The sequence below is a fragment of the Paenibacillus terrigena DSM 21567 genome (genome assembly GCF_000374845.1).
In the GTDB taxonomy this organism is placed as follows: Bacteria; Bacillota; Bacilli; order Paenibacillales; family Paenibacillaceae; genus Paenibacillus_K; species Paenibacillus_K terrigena.
Genome location: NZ_KB895413.1, coordinates 233193 through 249964 on the forward strand (window position 1 = coordinate 233193; position 16772 = coordinate 249964).

Below are 16772 nucleotides of genomic sequence, written 5' to 3' on the forward strand. Positions count from 1 at the left end.
AAAAGATAATAGAGGCGGTGATTCGATGATAGTTCTAACACCAGATGATGTAAGAATGTTCGCTCTCAGTATCTTAGCTAAATATCCTAAAGGCATAAGACAAATAGAGCTTTTTCGACAGACAGAAAGGATGATGTCCTACAGCTATCACATAGAAAGTGAGCATACAATAAAAAATGCTTTGTGGAATTTGGAAGACTTAGAACCAAGGTACGTAAAGAAAGTCAAGAAATCTGCAAGACTTGTGTTGTTTTTTCCGACTGAAGAGTTAATACGTAAAGAAGATAAGACGAAATCTGAAGTATCAGCCACAAGTGATAGTTCACTCCATGATATAGAGATTTCTCCGTCCGATATTATTTTTGAAAACCAACATACGTATAGTGTCGAAGAAACTTATCCAAATAGGGTATCAATCGATTTAATAGGCAATAAAGTATTAGAATTATGGGGCTTTATCGAGAGAAGTGGTTTGGAGCAACAATTGAATCTATCTAAAGAAGATTTGATTACATTATCAATGGGAGAGATAGAAGCAATTATGGGTCTCAAGAGTATTTTAGCTCAGCTGAAAAAACATCGAAACATGCTTGTGCATTCAAATAAACTTTGGGATCAGCACTAGGGGGTGACGAAATTTTTAAGACTTCAACTGTCGCAGCAGAACTAGAACAACATCTCCATCGTTTTTCGAAACCATCCGGACTCGACGGACCACGCTTCACTTCATGCAGTCCGTTCCGCGTAGATCACTCGCCAAGCTTCTTCGTTGATCTTCGTGAGGACTCAGAGTATTACGGATGTTGGTACGATAGCGACGCCGATGATCCGGAATGGCGGTCGGGCAATTTTACGAAGCTGCTCGCATTCTTGATGGCAGTGTCATACGAAGAAGCGGCCGCCTATCTGAAGCAAACGTACGGTGAATATGAGACGGACGATCCCGATGATTATCGGCTTAATCCGATTAGATTGCACACCGACAAAGAACGTAGAATAACGCTCGATGAACGCGTTATAGACGTCAATACACGTGATTATACGTATTTGACTGGTCGCGGTATATCAACGGAAGTCCAGCGTCTGATGGGCGTAGGATACTCCGAAAGATCGAAGGCGATAACGCTGCCCTGGCGCCATCCAGACGGCACGCTTGCCAACGTAAAGTACCGTAAGACTAATTCTAAAACGTTCTGGTACGAAAAAGGCGGCAATCCAGTCGGCGACCTCGTATACGGTATCGACGTAATCCATCGAAAAAGCATCCGAAAGGCTGCGCTGATAGAGGCTGAGATAGACAGCATGTCGATTATGTCGGCGAAGTTTCCAGCGATAGCAACCGGTGGATCGGCGTTCACTGACGAAAAGGCTTCGTTAATCATACGTTCGCCTATCGAGGAAATATTGATCGCGCCCGATCACGACAAAGCTGGACAAGCGTTTCTGGCGAGGGCTATCGAATTACTAGCGCCACACATGACGCTGAAGCTCGTTAAGTATCCGGAATGTTATAAGGACGTAAATGAGCTCGTTGTTGCGGAGGGGACTGCGGCATTAGCGAAGTGTATCGAGAGGGCGCGGGCGATTAGCACGTTAAAAGTGGCGTTATTGGAGCCTATTAAACTATCGGCATAAATATTTCAGAATAATTTTTCTGTGAAGTGTGCGAAATGGAATTTAGCGGCAACGTAATTAGTATAACGACAAAAATAGGAGAGTGAATGGTTTGGATTTAACACAACTTAATAGTTTGGCTGCTCGATATAAAGTATCCGGCGACGAGGCACATCTTAGATTGTTGTACGATGAAGCAGCGCCTATCAAAAGGTCAAATCGACTAAAGGTTACAATGTCGAGTTATGGAGATGCGGCCGACGCAGATGAATTGTTTGACGATGCTATCATGGAGTTATTGCAACGAAACGATATTATCAATTTCGGTAAGATGTTAATCGCAGCGCTGAACTTGAAAAGACTTCATTTATTCAGAACAATCAAGCGTCGCAATAACAATATCAAGATTGAAGGATCACTCGACGATACATACATTGATGAACAAGGGTCGCCAAACCCGAAAATCGTCCTCAAGTCAAGCCATATCGTAGAGGATGAGGTTATAAAAAAAGAAACCGACCAGCGCCAACTGATCGATTTCCTCTTGGATCGCGCTAACGATCCTGTAACGACGCTAATCGTTACGAAGTTTAAAAATGATGATTGTAGTACGAAGTCCATGACGGCGCTCGCTAAAGCGCTAGGACTCCACCACGAGACTGCTATGCGGAAGTTACGTTCGTTAGTCAAACATTACGACGCTAATCGGTTTGGAGACTATTACGAATATCTTGCCGTATAACAGTTATAGGAGACGTAAATCGGCGAATAGGCATTGCGTCGATTTACGAGACCTACTTACATTATATCATATGCCTGCTTTTGAGGTAATGAGTTTCATTTCATGACAGTAATGGTAATACAACCCAATATCAGTATCCCCTTACTCGTGCTAATTATACATGAGTCTATTAAAACATGTCAATAGGAGGTTTACGCATATGACACGTAATAATCTACGTAAATATATACGCAATAATGACGCAATGGTTTCGGCTCCAAATAATAGAGTTCTTCGCAGAATCAACGTTATCGACGCACTATATCACGGTGGATTCTTATCATACGAAGATCCCGCCGATCATGTCTCGTTGAAAGGGGGCCGCATCGCATGAGCATCGCTATCGATCCGAAAGCTGGCACACACTTTGTCGGTAAGATATTCGTAAAGCCACACGCTTGTGACCGCGCCGTTGAGCATTTCGGCATTGACCGTGCCGCTGCGCCAATGTTCGTAATGGATATTCTACGTAAATCATCGCTTGTGTCTGAACACGTAATAGATGAAGACGGTAAGCCTGCGCGCATGTTCGCCTATCAACGTACTGTATTGATCGTACATCCAACGGAATCTACCGTATTTACGTTATACCCGCAACACAAGGCGAACGCAGTTATTCGTAATCCGATTGAGAAGCTGATCCAACGCGTCATCAAGTCAGCGGAACGTAACGAAGTCCGCGAAGTCAAGCGAATCAACGTAAATATGGCGGAACTAGCGGTAGAGCGTGCGAATTTAGGATTGCGCCTGGCTAAAACTGATTCAAATCGAGTGATCGCCGATTTGAACGATAAGATTTCGGAGATTGACGGAAGAATTGCGCAATTAAAGCGTGATCTTATCGATGCCCAGCGTGAGAAAACGAACCTAATGAAGAGCATCGCCGCCTACGTATAGAAAAAAGTTTCCGCCGAGTGTGCGAAATGAAATCGAGCGGCAACGTAATAAGTATAAGCCGATCTTACGTCGGCCGGACGGTATTAGAGATAGTACCGTATTGCGGACGTAGGAAATAAGCCGTCCGAAGCGGTAACGGATACCGTACGTAATTAAACGGTAAAAGCCCGCAAATAAAACGAAGGAGTGTTGTGTAGATGTCGATGTTTACTAAGCGTGGGACCGATGCGGTTACCGCTGCCCAAACGGAAAAGGAAACGAAGGAAAGTGCGATTGTGCCGTTTGGATCGGGCACAACGTTGAAAGTCCGAGTAAAGGGCGTTGCCGATTCCGTGGAGTATTACGCGTACAGCATGTTCGGTAAGGTAAATACGTTTGTTCCGAAAGAACCCGCTGAACGGAATGTGAAAGGTTACATTACCACGAACCCTACCGTATGGGATCAAGCGGCGGACCTACTATATGCCGATGCCAACGCAGCTAAAACGGCGGGCGACGAAACGAAAGCGGAGGATCTTCGCAAGCAAGCGTACCTGTACAAAGGTAAACCGAAGTATCTCGTTGGTTTCGGAAACCTCGAAACTGGCGCGGACATCGTCGTAGATTTGACGCCAAAGCAGGCGAATGTAGTATTCGCGGCCATTAAGAAATACGAGAAAAAGATCAGCACGTTAGCGTTCGAACTAACGAAGTCCGGCTCATCTACGAACACAGTCGTCAGCCTATCGCCGATTCTCGATATGGACGAAGATTTGACGGAAGCTGAACGTGCTAATTTCGCAAAGGCTGGCGAGGCTCCGTTCAATTTCGAAACGTTCGAAAGCTGCCTATATGTAGCGGATGAGGCGGAGCAAGTGAAGAATCTCGTAATTGCCGGCTTCGACATCGGACGCTTGGGGCTGACGTATGGAGGATCGAGCGAACAACAGACGCAAGCCACCGAGCCCGACGTAGGATTTTAACGAAAGAAGGTGACGTAATTGCTACGTAGATATTGGCGTAAATTACGATTCGCACTTTGGTTAAGTTTTAACCGAGCAAGATTCGGAATTTAATTAGATGGGGAGTGGTCACAACGGCCCACATATCGGAAGTAGTCGGCAAGTTTTCGGAAATGGCGGCGCGCCTCGCCTTAATGGCTAACGGATGGACGACGCATCGATCCGACACAGACGAAGCATACGACGTTCTAGCGCAAGAGCCGCTCACTGGCGAGTACGTCCGCATCCAGGTCAAAACGATTAGGCAACGGGTTGACCGCGGCAATGAGCTCGTAGTATGCGCGAAGAAAGGGAATGGCGAGATTTACACGAAGTCCGACGCTGATTGTATCGTTGGCGTCTTGGCAACGGAGGGCGAGCTGCCCCGCGTGTGGATCTTCGAGAATCGAGAGATCGGCGAGTATTGGGCAAGCGAGGCTCGTGCGTCCGAACGGTGGATTGAACTGCCCCTAACGTTGAATCGGTCACTATACGTGGAGGCTGCGTAATGGACCGACGTTATTCAATGGCGAGATTTAACGAAGATATACCGGAGCCTTACGTAGTTGCCGAATGCGCTCAGTGCGGCGGCGATATCTACGAAGGTGACGAAGTGAGCCGCATTGATGACGGTGGGGGATACGTACACGATCGGTGTGCGACCACCTACGCAATGGAGCGTGTGTACGATGCGGCGGGCATTATCGGTAAGGACGGAGAAATCAACTAATTCGAAAAGGGGACGGTATTGAATGGCGAAATTAAACGGGGTATTTGTTAGCGAAGATGGTTCGAAGATTCTCGTAGGTGGCGTGGAATATGCTTTGACGGGTGACGATGCAAAGGCGGGCGATATCGTAAAGGTGACTGATATCGTCGTACCTAGCTACGTGGAGAGTGGTGCGTTCTACTTGGTCGACGAGCTGGACTCGTGTGACGATCCGCAGATTACGGACGAAGACGGAGATGAATATGATCTAAGCGGAGATGAGTACAAAGTCTATACGAAAGTTATCGTCGAGTCTGGCGATATCGTTACGGTCGATGGCATGAAGTATCGGAAGGTTGACCGTCCGCATAAAGTCGGCGACTACGTACTAATGTTGACCGACGATGAAGACTTGGAAAAGGGTCAAGTGTACGAGATAGCACAAATTGACAGCGATGGAGACGGTGTATTCGAAGACGAAGCAGGCGACGACCGTTATTTCACGACTAATAACAGCCAACGTCAACTCGTCGAACTGGTGGCAGAATCAACACCGGCACCGAAAGTTGAACGCTTCAAGGTCGGAGAGTATGCACGTGTGTTAACGGACAATCAAGATCTTGACGTAGGAAGTATCGTTAAAATTACGCGTGACGACGAAGACGGCCGTCCGTTCCGGTGTGAGCTACTTGACGGTAGTAACTTCGACTTCTATCGTCAGGACGAGTTGGAACGTATTCCTTCGGAAGAACTCCAATTTGCGAAGTTCGGCCGTAAGTTGAACGAGTTCAAAGTCGGTGATTTCGTCAAATTCAATGAGCACGATAGTATTAATGGTTTGAACGAATACGACGGTATCTTCACGAAAATTGACAAAATTACCGGAGACCTTGCCCTATTAGTTAAACCGCAGTTTGTAATGTCCGATTATGGCACGTACACGTCGTTCAAACACATCGAGTTAATCGCACCAGTTGAGTCGTTGCAGATCGCTAGCTAACGAAGAATAATCCGTAAATCAACGAAAAAATTACGATAATATACGAGGAGGAATTTTGAATATGGCGAAATTAAACGGTGTTAAAACGGTAAGTGCAGCGGAAACGATCGAGTATAGTGGTGCGCAGTACGGGGCATCGGAAGCAAAGGCGGCGGTCGGTGATATCATCCGCTTTGAGGATCGGAGTTCCTACGTAACCCGCGATGCATTTTACGAAATTGTACGTATTGATTCGTGTGATGATCCGCAAATCATTGACGAAGACGGCGACGAGTTTGATTTGGCCGGAGAGGAGTATACGACGTTTAAACGGAAAACGGACGCGTTGCCTGTTACGGAGTACATCGAGGTTAAGCGTATGGCGAACAAAGGCGAGCGGATTAAAATTACCAACCCAGTGGCGGCGATCGGTTACGGCCTTGGTTCGGTTCTAACAGTTACTCACGAAACGGGGCATTGCGGTCTGAAAGATGACGTTGCCGTTAGAGTGGCGGAAGTTGAGCAGGGGATCTTCCACCGTGAGTACGTTGTCCTCGAACCTGCGAATATTGACGTTCTTATCTCGCAGAAGCAGCTGGAGTTGGCGGAACTTGAACGTAAGAAGGCGGAGAGCGAGCGTTTAAAGGTCGGGGAATACGCGAAGGTGGTCAACCCTAAGCCGATGCGTCAAAGTCGTCTAGGAAAAATCGTAGAGATCATTAAGGATACCCATGACCGCCAACCGTTCAGAGGAAAACTACTAGGCACTGATGAAGGCAACTGGTACTATGAATCCGAGCTAGTCCGCGCAACCGACGAAGAAGTCGCAGCAGCGAAGGTGGCGCTAGATCCACGCAGCAAATTTGCGGTTGGCGATAAGGTGCGGTTGATTAGTGGTGGGGAAACTTCGGGACTACGTGATTACAATGATGGAGGAGTTTACACCGTAAGTAATCCGAAATATCACACGGGAAAAATCGAAATTACTGGAGGAGGACAGCCGACTGCGTACGCTTTGGTGGAGCAACTCGAGAAACTGACGGCTGACGAAATACAGGCGCTAGAGTTTTCGGTAGGAGATCATGTCAAGCTAACGATTGCTAACGGTACTTATCCGAAACACGGTTGGGGTGATGCATCGAACGGAGACGTCGGAGTAATCCGAAAGATCGAAGGATCAAAAATTTACGTCAACTTCCCGAAACATGCACATTGGACAGCTGAAGCTTCAGAGCTAACTAAAATCTCGGTCGAGGAAGCCGCAGAGATAGAAAAGTGGGCGAAGATTGGTCGTAAAGTCGGTGAGTTTAGAGATGGAGATGCAGTGCGCTTCACCGAAAGTACCGGCGCAACAAATTACGGAACTGGATCGATTGCTGTTATCCGTGAAGTAAACGGATGTGATTTTACCTTCGGTGTGGGCCATAATTTTTCGGGAGACACTGCTTGGTGTGAACTTATTGCACCAGTCGAAGCGTTTTTCACGAAGGCGGCCGCCTAATGGACGTCAAGCTATCGTTAAATATCCGTCCACTGACGGTAAAGGACGATTCAGCAACGGAACGAGTTAAAGCGGCGGTCCAGCGGAAAGCTGTGAGCCAACCCGAAACCTCAAAGGAAGCATTCGAACGTATCGGCGGCATGGCGTTAAGCTTAACTGAGCGGACCCAGTTCGAAGCGGCGAAAAGCGCGTTTGAGAGCGGAAAGATAGGCAGTTTCCGCTCCGACGGCGCCAAGTGGACGAAGGGTGACGTACTATCGGCAGGGGCGAAAGTATTACGGGAAAAAGCGGATATGTTGCGCCAACAGCGTATCCGCGAAACGTTAAGTGATAAGCCGGATAATTTCCGAATAATTACGAGTGACGAAGACCTTCCGCGGATGATCGAAAGACTCCGCGAGGAGGTACGTCTTCAGCAAAATGACGACTGGTTCCGCCAAGTCTTCGGACTATTCAATAATACGTTGATACGTCGGAAACTGGCAGAGCGCGGTATTGATATTCCCGCGGCGGTCTCGTTAACCGTGTGGGATACGGAGACTTCCGGCCTGGACAAAATGATCGACCTAAGCGGTGGCTATTCGTTATGGCTTCCGTTGCTCAACGAAGGATATTACGTAGCGTACGGACATTTGACCGACGAGAAGCAATGCACACGGTCGAAAGCGCTCGGTGCCGTTTCACAATTTATGGCGTTACCTGCGCATATAAAATCGTTCCATAACGCGGAATATGACTTGGCGATTATGCTGAACGACGGATTTGAACCGCAAGGTATCCGTTATGACTCCGTTGCCGCACAGCGCACACTTAACGATAACGAAGAGACTTACGCGCTGAAACCGCTGATAGCGAAATATAAGACGGTAATCGGCGTTGATTGTCCGGACTATACTTTCGAGGACTTATTCGCAAATGAGTCTCCGATGCTACATCCGATCGAAGTCGTTGGAATCTATGCGATATGGGACGTGCTCAAAGGTTGGTGGCTGACGCGTTGGCAAATAGATAATCTTGTTAAAACGGATAAGCTTGCGGTAGCTTTCTTTGAGATTAACCAGTATCTATCGGAGGTTAACGTTAATATCGAACGGACGGGCTTCGTAATTGATATCGACGGACTTAAAGCGCTAGGCGATGAACTGCGGCCGCGCCTTGAGCAAGCCCAGGCGGATGTAGCCGAAGCGTACGGCGTTACAGATCCGGAGTTTATTCGCAAGATGGACCGCACTATTAACGCGACGAAGATTACGGCTTGGTGTGATGCGCAGCGTAAGAGGGTTGAGCGGAATCAAGAGGCGCAGAAGAAACAACGCGAGATCATCGCAGAGTGTGAAGCCACCGGCAAAACAACGCTCAAGAGGTATACGAACGCAGTCGCTCGCCTTACGGAGTTGGTCGCGGAAGGTCTAACGCCAGCAACCGAAGAACATGCGCCTTTATTCATAACTGAGTTTTCGTTCACAAATGACAACCATCTGCGTTACCTCATCTATGATCATCTCGGTATCGAGGATCGGACGAAGCAAATCGTTAAAGATAAATCGAAGACACGTGCCGTTTCTAAGGACGTACTCGACCGTTACTTCGGGGAGGAAGAAGCGCTCAAGCCGCTCGCGAATGTGTCAGCGTTTGAGAAGTTACTCGGAACGTATATCGATAAGATACCGAACGCACTCGACGTTGACGGACGCCTTCATACGCAACTCGATACCGTGTCGACCGGACGTTATTCTTCGAAAGGCTATTTGGGAAAGCCGAATGAATTGCGCGCAGATAACATAAGCGATGCAAATTATCTCGCGGTTATGCGACGGCTCGTTGATTGTCCGGAGAAATCTGTCGCGAAGGGAACCAACATTCAAAACATACCGGCGCGAACGAAGGAAGGCGAACGCGTACGTAATATGTTCGTACCGCCCCCAGGTTATATATTCTTAGGTAGCGATTTATCGTCTATTGAACCTAGACTTCAGGCTCATAAGATGGCAATCGAGCACGGTGACGAGATATTCGCAGAAATGTACCGGAAAGGTCTCGATCCTTACGTTGAGTTTGCGGCAATTATGTTTGAAGTTGACCGCGAACTATGCTTCGAGTCTGCGTATAAGGCCGGACTGACTTCGATTCCATTCCGTAAGTTGACAAAAGATATGTTCCTCGCAAAAGGGTACGGACAGGCAGAAGACCAATTCGTTAAGACCGCCGTCAAGCGGGGGATTACGGAAGTGTCCGGTAAGAGAGCATACGCCAAGTTCGACGAAATCCTTCCAGGCTTTAGTACGATGGTTAATGCGTCCTTCGAACATCTGCGTGAACATGGATGGACGGCGACGTTGTGGGGGCAGAAACGTAGGTTTCCTGATTATCGTAAGAACTGGCAGCGTCTTTGTACGTTGATGAAGCGCGCCGGCATTCGAGATAAGAACGATCCGGAACTTGGCAAGAAATCGCGTAGGTTGACGCACGATTTGCGATCGGAATTCTGGCAGCTTATTCGCTTAACGGGACGTGACGAGAGGGCTGCGTTTAACCACGAGATTCAAGGATCGGGCGCGAACGTCCTTAAACTGTGCATGATCCGCAGTTATTATGAGCTAACGTTGGCGCGCGGATGGGAATTTACGTTAACGTTGCATGACGAACAGAAGCATGCGGCGCCCGCGGAACAAGTAACGCAGAAAATGGTCGATTTATATACCGACATCATGACTAATACAGCTACGTTTGCATGTCCGTTGGACTGCGATACTGTTTTAGAAACACACTGGATGCGGGAGTACAAAGCGTCTGAGTGGGATTTCGAAAGCGGCCGACCACTACCGGAATTCGCCGATAAATATTCCTCTTAATGTGCGAAATGCTTCTGATCGGCAACGTAATAAGTGGTCGGGTTAGTTGGCCCGAAAATATCAGCGAAGGAGCTGTGTAAATGGCGAGCAAGAAGATTAACGTTCCTCAATGCCCCGTATGTGGCGATGAAGGCGGCGGACATTATTTCCGGCGATGCACGAAATGCCATCGGTATTATACGATGGTTACCCGAGATAAGAAGCAAGTCAGCGGAGATTTCACCGTCGTAGACTGGTTCTCTTCGCGATCGAGCGCCGGTCTAATCCTTGAGGACTCCGCCGGCAAACGTTATCCGATTTACATGTCCGATGTATTCCGCTTCATTAACGGGTTGAATTTCGGCCAGTTGATGTTGGAGGAAACGAAGAAAGGATCGGCGTATGGTTGGTGCGTTGTGAATAATAAGGAGGCGGTTAATTGAATCGAGGAATAAAACTAGTACACGATTTTCTGACGCAAATGGACGCTTACTATTCATCACCTGATACTTCGTTCTATGACAACGCGATTGAGCGTAAGTTCTTCGAACAAAAGCTGCGCCATATTGGATTTAAGCCGTACCCTAACGACGGACTCGTCACGTTTGGCGCGTCAGGTACGAATTTGTGCGATCGTCAACTCGTATTCAAGAACGATAAAGCCACGCGGCCGGAAAAGTCAGCGGACATTCCGTTCAGAGGACGCCAACGACGACAGGGAACCGCGATAGTTGATTATGTACAGCTTGACTTGCTACACATGCCTAAGCGCTTGAAAGGCGCAGAGTCATTTCGTATGGCTGTGCGTGATAACGGCGAATGGGACTTTGAGGAAGCTGCGCAGGAACGGCGAGTATTTTCGCATCCGCATCCAGAAACCGGAGAACTTGTCTCGTTCGCAATCACGGCCAAGCCTGACGGTAAGTTTCAGTATACGCCGGATGGATCGCGCGTAATCTTCGAGTACAAAACGAAGGCAAGCGGTTTGAGGGCCATGAACGGAAAGCTAGACTATAAGGGCGCTCAGGACGATCACCAGCGGCAGGTTATCGCGGAATCGCTTGTATTCGGAATTAACGAAGCACTCATCGTGTATGAGTCTACGCAGAAGCCGTCGTGGTTTTCAGATGAGGAGAGTTCGAGCGTAACGAAAGGGCAAAAGACCTGGAAAGAGGGCGCTCCACTACCGGACATGCGTGCATTTTACGTCAAGATAACGGAACAAATGCAGCGTGAACTCCTCGATGAACTGGCGCGGCAGTCAACGTTGGTCTATGAATCTCGTGAGACTGGCGAGGTTCCAGACGTTTCCGTTGAGATGACCGGTAAATGCGGTTTCTGCCAATTCCGCGGTCACTGTAAAATTACGATGACTGACGGTAATTTGACGAAACTTCAACGTGCGGAAGTGCAAATGGCGAAAGGAAGTATGGCGGGGAAACAAACGCATAGACAAGTCAAGGCTTTCATTGAGGAGGTGGCTGCGTGAATATCCCACAAACGGTAAAAGTGGGCGGAATGACTTACACCGTCCACCGCGTTAATCATCCGTTAACCGTCGGCGAACATGAATGTTACGGAAGAATTATGTACAGTCAACAATCAATTGAGATTCGCGACGTGCCGTTTCATTCAGAGCAGAACATGCAACGTACGTTCTTTCACGAATTGATTCACGCTTTCACTCATGAGCGAGGAATTGATTGGGGAGAAAAAGACGAGCTATACACGGAGGAATTAGCGAAAGCACTACACGCGTTTTGCGTTGATAACGACTTTGGCTTCCACTCAAGTGAGGTGACGTCTTCTGGCGCCTAAACCCGAAACCAAACGCTACGGCGGTCTCGATCTCTCGTTAACTTCGCCAGGCTTCGCGGTAGTCGACGTTAAAAATCGCCGCCCCTCGTTAGTCGCTCTATCACACGTCAAGACGGATTCCGACGAGGCTCAGCCGTTACGGTACGAATTGATCGAGGCGCACGCGTTGCTTTTCTTCCGCCAATATCGGCCGGACGGCGGCATTGCTCGCGAGATTTGGCCGCCTTCGCGAAATTACGAGTTGAACGATAAGGTGCACGGTGCGTGGTCGGCAGTTGATCGCGCGCTGGCCCGCCTTGACCTCGTAGTGGCTGCGAACCTAACGCCATCCAACGTTAAGAAAAGGGTGACCGGAAATGGGACGGCCAAGAAACCGGAAGTGGCGGCGGCGGTCCGGCGGATCTTACGCTTATCTGACGACTATAAGTTCGCGACCGATGACGAAAGCGACGCAGCGGCCGTTGTGCTGGCTTACCTTATAGCGGAAGGACTGATCGACGTATGATTCGGTCGGATACGAACTTAGAACGACTACGTAAGTCACGCGACGATTATCGTGCTCAAGTTGAGGGCTACCGCCATTCGGTCGAAGTATTCACGGGATTGGCGGCGGATTATGAGGCGAAGTTGGTGCTCGCCGAACGCTCCCTTGCGAGTGTTGAACGTACATTAGACGAGATGGGAGAGATTTGCAATTAACCAGCTATTATCTGACGGATTTATCGCAAAGTATCCGGAATTCCCCGATCATATGAACGCACTCGGCCAGTTTGTATATTACCGTACATATTCTCGTTGGCTGCCGAATGAGGGGCGCCGTGAAACGTGGAAAGAGACGTGCCGGCGTGCGGTCGAGTACAACGTTCAGCTCGGCGTTAGGCATACGGAGAAGATCGGCTTTCCGGTTGATTACGAGTGGCACCGTAACGAGGCGGAGTTGCTATTCGATAATATGTTCAACCTGCGCCAATTCCTATCGGGGCGGACGTTGTGGGTCGGCGGTGCGGAGAACGGTGTTGCCGAGAAATATCCGCTCTCTAACTTCAATTGCTCATTTGTCAATATACGTTCGTGGTCGGACTTAGGCGACTTGTTCTACCTTCTTATGGTCGGAACAGGCGTTGGCTTCAAGGTCACGAAAGCATTCGCAGCCGGTCTGGAACCAATCCGTACAAACACGACGCTATTGCACTCCGAATACGAGCCTGTGCCGGAATCCGCACGTTACGAACACTCGGTACTTCGTGATATGGAGAACGGATACGCGAAGATCTATGTCGGCGATTCGAAGGAAGGCTGGGTCGAGTCGTTACGTATCTACCTCGAAATCTTAACGGAATCGCGTTACGAACATATCCATACCGTTAAGATTTCGTACAACTCCGTACGTCCTAACGGCGCGCGTTTGAATACGTTTGGCGGGACTGCGTCCGGTCCGGAACCGCTTCGTGAGATGTTCGAAGGCATCGACAACGTATTGAAGAATCGGATTGATCCGTCGCTCCGTGATATGGTCCACGTATGGGATGATTACGGTCACCCGACGGAATATGCCTACGCCCGTCCGATTCATATCCTTGATATCGCAAATCTTATCGGAAATAACGTTGTGGTTGGAGGCGTGCGACGTACCGCCGAAATTGCGCTATTCGACGCGGATGATTACGAGTGTATCTTCGCCAAGTACGGAATTAACGGAATTTGGGATGCGGAAAAGCACGCCAAGGTTATCGCTAAGACTCGCGCGCTCGGTCTCGAAAAGGAAGCGCAGTTCCTCGAAAGTCTTCCGTTGAACGATCCGAATGCCAGACCGTTACATCACCGCCGAATGTCAAATAACTCGATCGCGTTTGAGTCGAAGCCATCGCGTGAAATGTTGAACCTTATTTTCGAGATGATGCAGGGAGAAGGCGAGCCAGGCTTCGTAAATCTCGAAGAAGCGCGGAGACGGCGTCCGAACGCCGAAGGACTTAATCCATGCGCCGAGATTTTGCTCGATTCGTATGGTGTATGTAACCTGACGACGGTAAACATGATGGCCTTTGTTGAAGAGGACGAGCCAGGCTACGACGAGTTGTTGGAGGCGCAACGCCTATCTGCACGTGCCGGTCTACGAATGACGCTTGCAGAACTAGAGTTGCCACACTGGAATGCGGTTCAGCAACGTGACAGGCTGTTGGGTACTTCATTGACCGGTGTAAAGGATGCGCTCGCTGCGTGCGGCATAAAAGAGTGGCAGGAAGCGTCTCTACTTGAGGAATTAGGTAAGGCTGCGCGAGAAGAAGCGGACAATTACGCAAAGAAACTCCGTGTATCATCGCCACTACTCGTCACAACGGTCAAGCCCGAAGGGACGCTGTCACAAGTGGCCGGCGGAGTTTCATCTGGTCTTCATTGGTCGCATTCTCCGTACTATATCCGTCGTATTCGCATTAACGCAGCCGATCCGTTGGCACGCGCTGTTATCGATCTTAGATGGACGGTAAACCCCGAAGTTGGCACGCAAGGTGGAACGTACGAAGAACGAATGACCAACGCAAGAACCCACGTCATCGATTTCCCCGTCGCTAGTGGCGCGACTAGAACGAAAGAGGACGTCTCGGCTGCGGAACAACTCGATACGTACTTCGCATTCCAACGTCATTACACCGAACATAATTCGTCGAATACGATCACGGTGCGGCCGCATGAGTGGAGCGAGGTTGAACGTATTGTTTATGAAAAGTGGAACGAGTTTACAGCGGTATCGTTCTTGGCGTTGGATGGCGGTACATATGCATTGGCGCCTTACGAGGCGATTACGAAAGAGAAATACGAAGAGTTGGCGGCAGCACTGAAGCCGTTCGATCCGGCGGTGCTTCATCGTTACGAGACGGACGGGACGAGCGACTTGGATGGTGCAGATAGTTGCGAGGGCGGGGCGTGCCCAATACGGTAATTAACGGAGGGCTTACGTATGGCATCGATAATCATGTACGAGATACTAACGACGATCCGTAAGCATCCGATTCTCCTGACGGCGGCCGAGGTTCAACGGCTGCCTGAAGAGGAGGCACGTGAAGTTGCTGATAGGTTTGCGGAGATGTCGAATAGATATTGATGAACTGCGGCCGCCATCCTAATTCATCGATCTTATTTTTTCACTATACATCACCTCAATAGCAATTATATTAAGGAGGACTTTTATCCATGCAAACTAAGCTCAATTGCATGTCGTCAAGGTGATTTTATTCTTTGCTTCTTTTTGCAGATAAACCTAATCCTATTGCATTATGGATTGCTTCGAGAACTGAAACTAGCACAACTAGTTTACCCAGCAGTCCAGATAAGGCATTTCTTATAAACTCTAATGTAGGTAGGTCGGGTTTGAGACTGAATTGAATGATAGTGTAACCAGCAATGGCAAAATAGACAGGTATCTTCACTCCGTATAAAAATCTATTTACAGAATTCAACATATAATCCCTCTTTCCTTTTTAAGGAATATATCGGTTAAGGAGGATTTAAATTTGAACATTAAATTATTAGGTCACACACAACTATCCGAAGGTTTTTTAGACAGTATTTACACGGAAGACCTATCGGATATTTCCGCTAGTCAAATTGTAGCCCTCACCGCAGTCCGAACATGTTACTCTCCGCTAAAGCCGTCCGAAATCGTCTCGACGGAAGGCGCTAAATACTTCGGCCAATCCGCGTCAGACGGCGAGGGAGGATCGGAAGCCGACCGTTTGATCCGCCACATCATCGCAAGCAAACACACATCAACGTTGGAGCACATCACGTATACGTTCGCCATCGAAGGCGTCAGCCGGTCGTTACTCGCGCAGCTCACGCGCCATCGCGTCGGCTTCTCGTATTCCGTGCAGAGTCAACGATATGTGCGTTTCGGCAGCGGTGACAAGTCGGGTGGCTTCGGGTACGTGACGCCTCCGAGCGTTTCGGAAAAGGCGACAATGTGCGGCGGCAGGACTGGGGACGAAGTATTCTCCGGAATGATGCAAACAATACAGGCGTACTATAACCATCTTCGTGGAATGGGCGTCCCAGCCGAAGACGCACGTATGGTCCTGCCAAACGCCGCTACGTGCAATCTCGTTCTGACGGTCAACCTTCGTGCGCTGCTCGATTTTTACGCAAAGAGACGTCCAGGTAACGGTGCTCAATGGGAAATAGCGGACCTGGCGGAGAAACTGCGCGAAGAAGTCGTCAAAGTCGATCCGTGGACAGCGAAGTTCTTCAAATAATACGAACAGGAGGCGGTCATATTCCCGTTTATATCGCGTTGATACTTATAGCGCTACTCAACGTAAATTCAACGCAAGTAGACGTATCTAATGCGGTATCGATCGAGCCTGCATGGGAAACGTGGGAGTTGACGGCATATACGGACGCGCCCGAAGAAAACGGTGGCTGGACGATTACCGCAAGTGGCGCGCCATTTACGGACGATCAAACGCTGGCTTGCCCGAAGTCTATTCCGTTCGGCACGGAGATTGAAATTGACGGCGTCGGCGTCAGAACTTGCCACGATCGAGGCGGCGCCATCAAAGGCAAGCGCATCGACGTATTTATCCGTGATACTGATGAGGCGCAACGTTTCGGGCGCCAGAAGCGAAAAATACGAATTTTAGGCGAGTGAGTGTGCGAAAGCCATCCGAC

The 16772-nt window shown here is 48.9% G+C and carries 20 protein-coding genes; 19 read left to right on the forward strand and 1 reads right to left on the reverse strand.

Annotation, left to right across the window (positions count from 1 at the left end):
* The first annotated feature begins 25 nt into the window (after nucleotides 1-25).
* From C558_RS0105065 to C558_RS33615, 17 genes are all read left to right on the forward strand, one after another.
* The gene (locus C558_RS0105065; RefSeq protein WP_018755154.1) at nucleotides 26-625 is read left to right on the forward strand and encodes a hypothetical protein; all 600 of its coding nucleotides are present in this window, start codon (nucleotides 26-28) and stop codon (nucleotides 623-625) included.
* Nucleotides 610-1635, forward strand: a complete 1026-nt coding sequence (locus C558_RS30405; protein WP_156825996.1) for a toprim domain-containing protein — start codon at nucleotides 610-612, stop codon at nucleotides 1633-1635. The genes C558_RS0105065 and C558_RS30405 overlap by 16 nt, the downstream gene beginning before the upstream one ends.
* A gap of 91 nt (nucleotides 1636-1726) precedes the next feature.
* Nucleotides 1727-2356: a hypothetical protein gene (locus C558_RS0105075; protein ID WP_018755156.1), complete on the forward strand. Its 630-nt coding sequence runs from the start codon at nucleotides 1727-1729 to the stop codon at nucleotides 2354-2356.
* Nucleotides 2357-2725: 369 nt separating this feature from the next.
* Nucleotides 2726-3292 carry a hypothetical protein gene (locus C558_RS0105085; protein ID WP_018755158.1) on the forward strand — a complete coding sequence of 189 codons (567 nt, stop codon included), beginning with the start codon at nucleotides 2726-2728 and terminating at the stop codon, nucleotides 3290-3292.
* A 197-nt stretch (nucleotides 3293-3489) separates the two neighbouring features.
* Nucleotides 3490-4254 (forward strand): hypothetical protein, encoded by a 765-nt coding sequence (locus C558_RS0105090; RefSeq protein ID WP_018755159.1) that lies wholly within the window; start codon nucleotides 3490-3492, stop codon nucleotides 4252-4254.
* Nucleotides 4255-4427: 173 nt separating this feature from the next.
* Nucleotides 4428-4781 carry a hypothetical protein gene (locus tag C558_RS0105095; protein ID WP_018755160.1) on the forward strand — a complete coding sequence of 118 codons (354 nt, stop codon included), beginning with the start codon at nucleotides 4428-4430 and terminating at the stop codon, nucleotides 4779-4781.
* Nucleotides 4781-5002, forward strand: a complete 222-nt coding sequence (locus tag C558_RS0105100; RefSeq protein WP_018755161.1) for a hypothetical protein — start codon at nucleotides 4781-4783, stop codon at nucleotides 5000-5002. The genes C558_RS0105095 and C558_RS0105100 overlap by 1 nt, the downstream gene beginning before the upstream one ends.
* A 22-nt stretch (nucleotides 5003-5024) precedes the next feature.
* Entirely contained in the window at nucleotides 5025-5981 is a 957-nt protein-coding gene (locus C558_RS0105105; RefSeq protein ID WP_018755162.1) for a hypothetical protein, read from the forward strand.
* Nucleotides 5982-6042: 61 nt separating this feature from the next.
* A complete protein-coding gene (locus tag C558_RS0105110; RefSeq protein WP_018755163.1) occupies nucleotides 6043-7461 on the forward strand; it encodes a hypothetical protein in 1419 nt (472 codons plus the stop codon).
* Nucleotides 7461-10313, forward strand: coding sequence for a DNA polymerase (locus tag C558_RS0105115; RefSeq protein WP_018755164.1), 2853 nt, complete (start codon nucleotides 7461-7463; stop codon nucleotides 10311-10313). Before C558_RS0105110 ends, C558_RS0105115 begins: the two co-directional genes overlap by 1 nt.
* A gap of 80 nt (nucleotides 10314-10393) precedes the next feature.
* Nucleotides 10394-10735: a hypothetical protein gene (locus tag C558_RS0105120; RefSeq protein WP_018755165.1), complete on the forward strand. Its 342-nt coding sequence runs from the start codon at nucleotides 10394-10396 to the stop codon at nucleotides 10733-10735.
* Nucleotides 10732-11781, forward strand: coding sequence for a hypothetical protein (locus C558_RS0105125; RefSeq protein WP_018755166.1), 1050 nt, complete (start codon nucleotides 10732-10734; stop codon nucleotides 11779-11781). The genes C558_RS0105120 and C558_RS0105125 overlap by 4 nt, the downstream gene beginning before the upstream one ends.
* Nucleotides 11778-12110 (forward strand): hypothetical protein, encoded by a 333-nt coding sequence (locus C558_RS0105130; protein WP_018755167.1) that lies wholly within the window; start codon nucleotides 11778-11780, stop codon nucleotides 12108-12110. The genes C558_RS0105125 and C558_RS0105130 overlap by 4 nt, the downstream gene beginning before the upstream one ends.
* Nucleotides 12100-12615, forward strand: a complete 516-nt coding sequence (locus tag C558_RS35170) for a crossover junction endodeoxyribonuclease RuvC (RefSeq protein ID WP_083927093.1) — start codon at nucleotides 12100-12102, stop codon at nucleotides 12613-12615. Before C558_RS0105130 ends, C558_RS35170 begins: the two co-directional genes overlap by 11 nt.
* On the forward strand, nucleotides 12612-12809 hold the full coding sequence (locus tag C558_RS0105140; RefSeq protein WP_018755169.1) for a hypothetical protein: 198 nt from the start codon (nucleotides 12612-12614) through the stop codon (nucleotides 12807-12809). The genes C558_RS35170 and C558_RS0105140 overlap by 4 nt, the downstream gene beginning before the upstream one ends.
* Nucleotides 12805-15048, forward strand: a complete 2244-nt coding sequence (gene nrdJ / locus C558_RS0105145; protein ID WP_026263731.1) for a ribonucleoside-triphosphate reductase, adenosylcobalamin-dependent — start codon at nucleotides 12805-12807, stop codon at nucleotides 15046-15048. The genes C558_RS0105140 and nrdJ overlap by 5 nt, the downstream gene beginning before the upstream one ends.
* Before the next feature lie 18 nt (nucleotides 15049-15066).
* On the forward strand, nucleotides 15067-15210 hold the full coding sequence (locus tag C558_RS33615; RefSeq protein WP_018755171.1) for a hypothetical protein: 144 nt from the start codon (nucleotides 15067-15069) through the stop codon (nucleotides 15208-15210).
* 127 nt (nucleotides 15211-15337) lie between these two features.
* Here C558_RS33615 and C558_RS0105155 read toward each other — a convergent pair whose 3' ends face one another.
* Nucleotides 15338-15568 (reverse strand): hypothetical protein, encoded by a 231-nt coding sequence (locus C558_RS0105155; RefSeq protein WP_018755172.1) that lies wholly within the window; start codon nucleotides 15566-15568, stop codon nucleotides 15338-15340.
* Between the two features lie 51 nt (nucleotides 15569-15619).
* Here C558_RS0105155 and thyX point away from each other — a divergent pair, with 51 nt between their 5' ends.
* Complete coding sequence (thyX, locus tag C558_RS0105160; RefSeq protein WP_018755173.1) at nucleotides 15620-16357, forward strand: FAD-dependent thymidylate synthase; 738 nt, start codon at nucleotides 15620-15622, stop codon at nucleotides 16355-16357.
* Nucleotides 16358-16395: 38 nt separating this feature from the next.
* The gene (locus C558_RS30415; RefSeq protein ID WP_018755174.1) at nucleotides 16396-16752 is read left to right on the forward strand and encodes a 3D domain-containing protein; all 357 of its coding nucleotides are present in this window, start codon (nucleotides 16396-16398) and stop codon (nucleotides 16750-16752) included.
* Nucleotides 16753-16772: the final 20 nt, after the last annotated feature.

What these genes read in the sequence shown, in the direction of transcription:
- C558_RS0105155 (WP_018755172.1), bottom strand. Translation starts at nt 15,568, where the DNA reads ATGTTGAATTCTGTAAATAGATTTTTATACGGAGTGAAGATACCTGTC.
- C558_RS0105090 (WP_018755159.1), top strand. Translation starts at nt 3,490, where the DNA reads ATGTCGATGTTTACTAAGCGTGGGACCGATGCGGTTACCGCTGCCCAA.
- C558_RS0105065 (WP_018755154.1), top strand. Translation starts at nt 26, where the DNA reads ATGATAGTTCTAACACCAGATGATGTAAGAATGTTCGCTCTCAGTATC.
- C558_RS0105085 (WP_018755158.1), top strand. Translation starts at nt 2,726, where the DNA reads ATGAGCATCGCTATCGATCCGAAAGCTGGCACACACTTTGTCGGTAAG.
- C558_RS0105120 (WP_018755165.1), top strand. Translation starts at nt 10,394, where the DNA reads ATGGCGAGCAAGAAGATTAACGTTCCTCAATGCCCCGTATGTGGCGAT.
- C558_RS0105140 (WP_018755169.1), top strand. Translation starts at nt 12,612, where the DNA reads ATGATTCGGTCGGATACGAACTTAGAACGACTACGTAAGTCACGCGAC.
- C558_RS0105115 (WP_018755164.1), top strand. Translation starts at nt 7,461, where the DNA reads ATGGACGTCAAGCTATCGTTAAATATCCGTCCACTGACGGTAAAGGAC.
- C558_RS0105105 (WP_018755162.1), top strand. Translation starts at nt 5,025, where the DNA reads ATGGCGAAATTAAACGGGGTATTTGTTAGCGAAGATGGTTCGAAGATT.
- C558_RS0105100 (WP_018755161.1), top strand. Translation starts at nt 4,781, where the DNA reads ATGGACCGACGTTATTCAATGGCGAGATTTAACGAAGATATACCGGAG.
- C558_RS0105095 (WP_018755160.1), top strand. Translation starts at nt 4,428, where the DNA reads ATGGCTAACGGATGGACGACGCATCGATCCGACACAGACGAAGCATAC.
- C558_RS0105110 (WP_018755163.1), top strand. Translation starts at nt 6,043, where the DNA reads ATGGCGAAATTAAACGGTGTTAAAACGGTAAGTGCAGCGGAAACGATC.
- C558_RS33615 (WP_018755171.1), top strand. Translation starts at nt 15,067, where the DNA reads ATGGCATCGATAATCATGTACGAGATACTAACGACGATCCGTAAGCAT.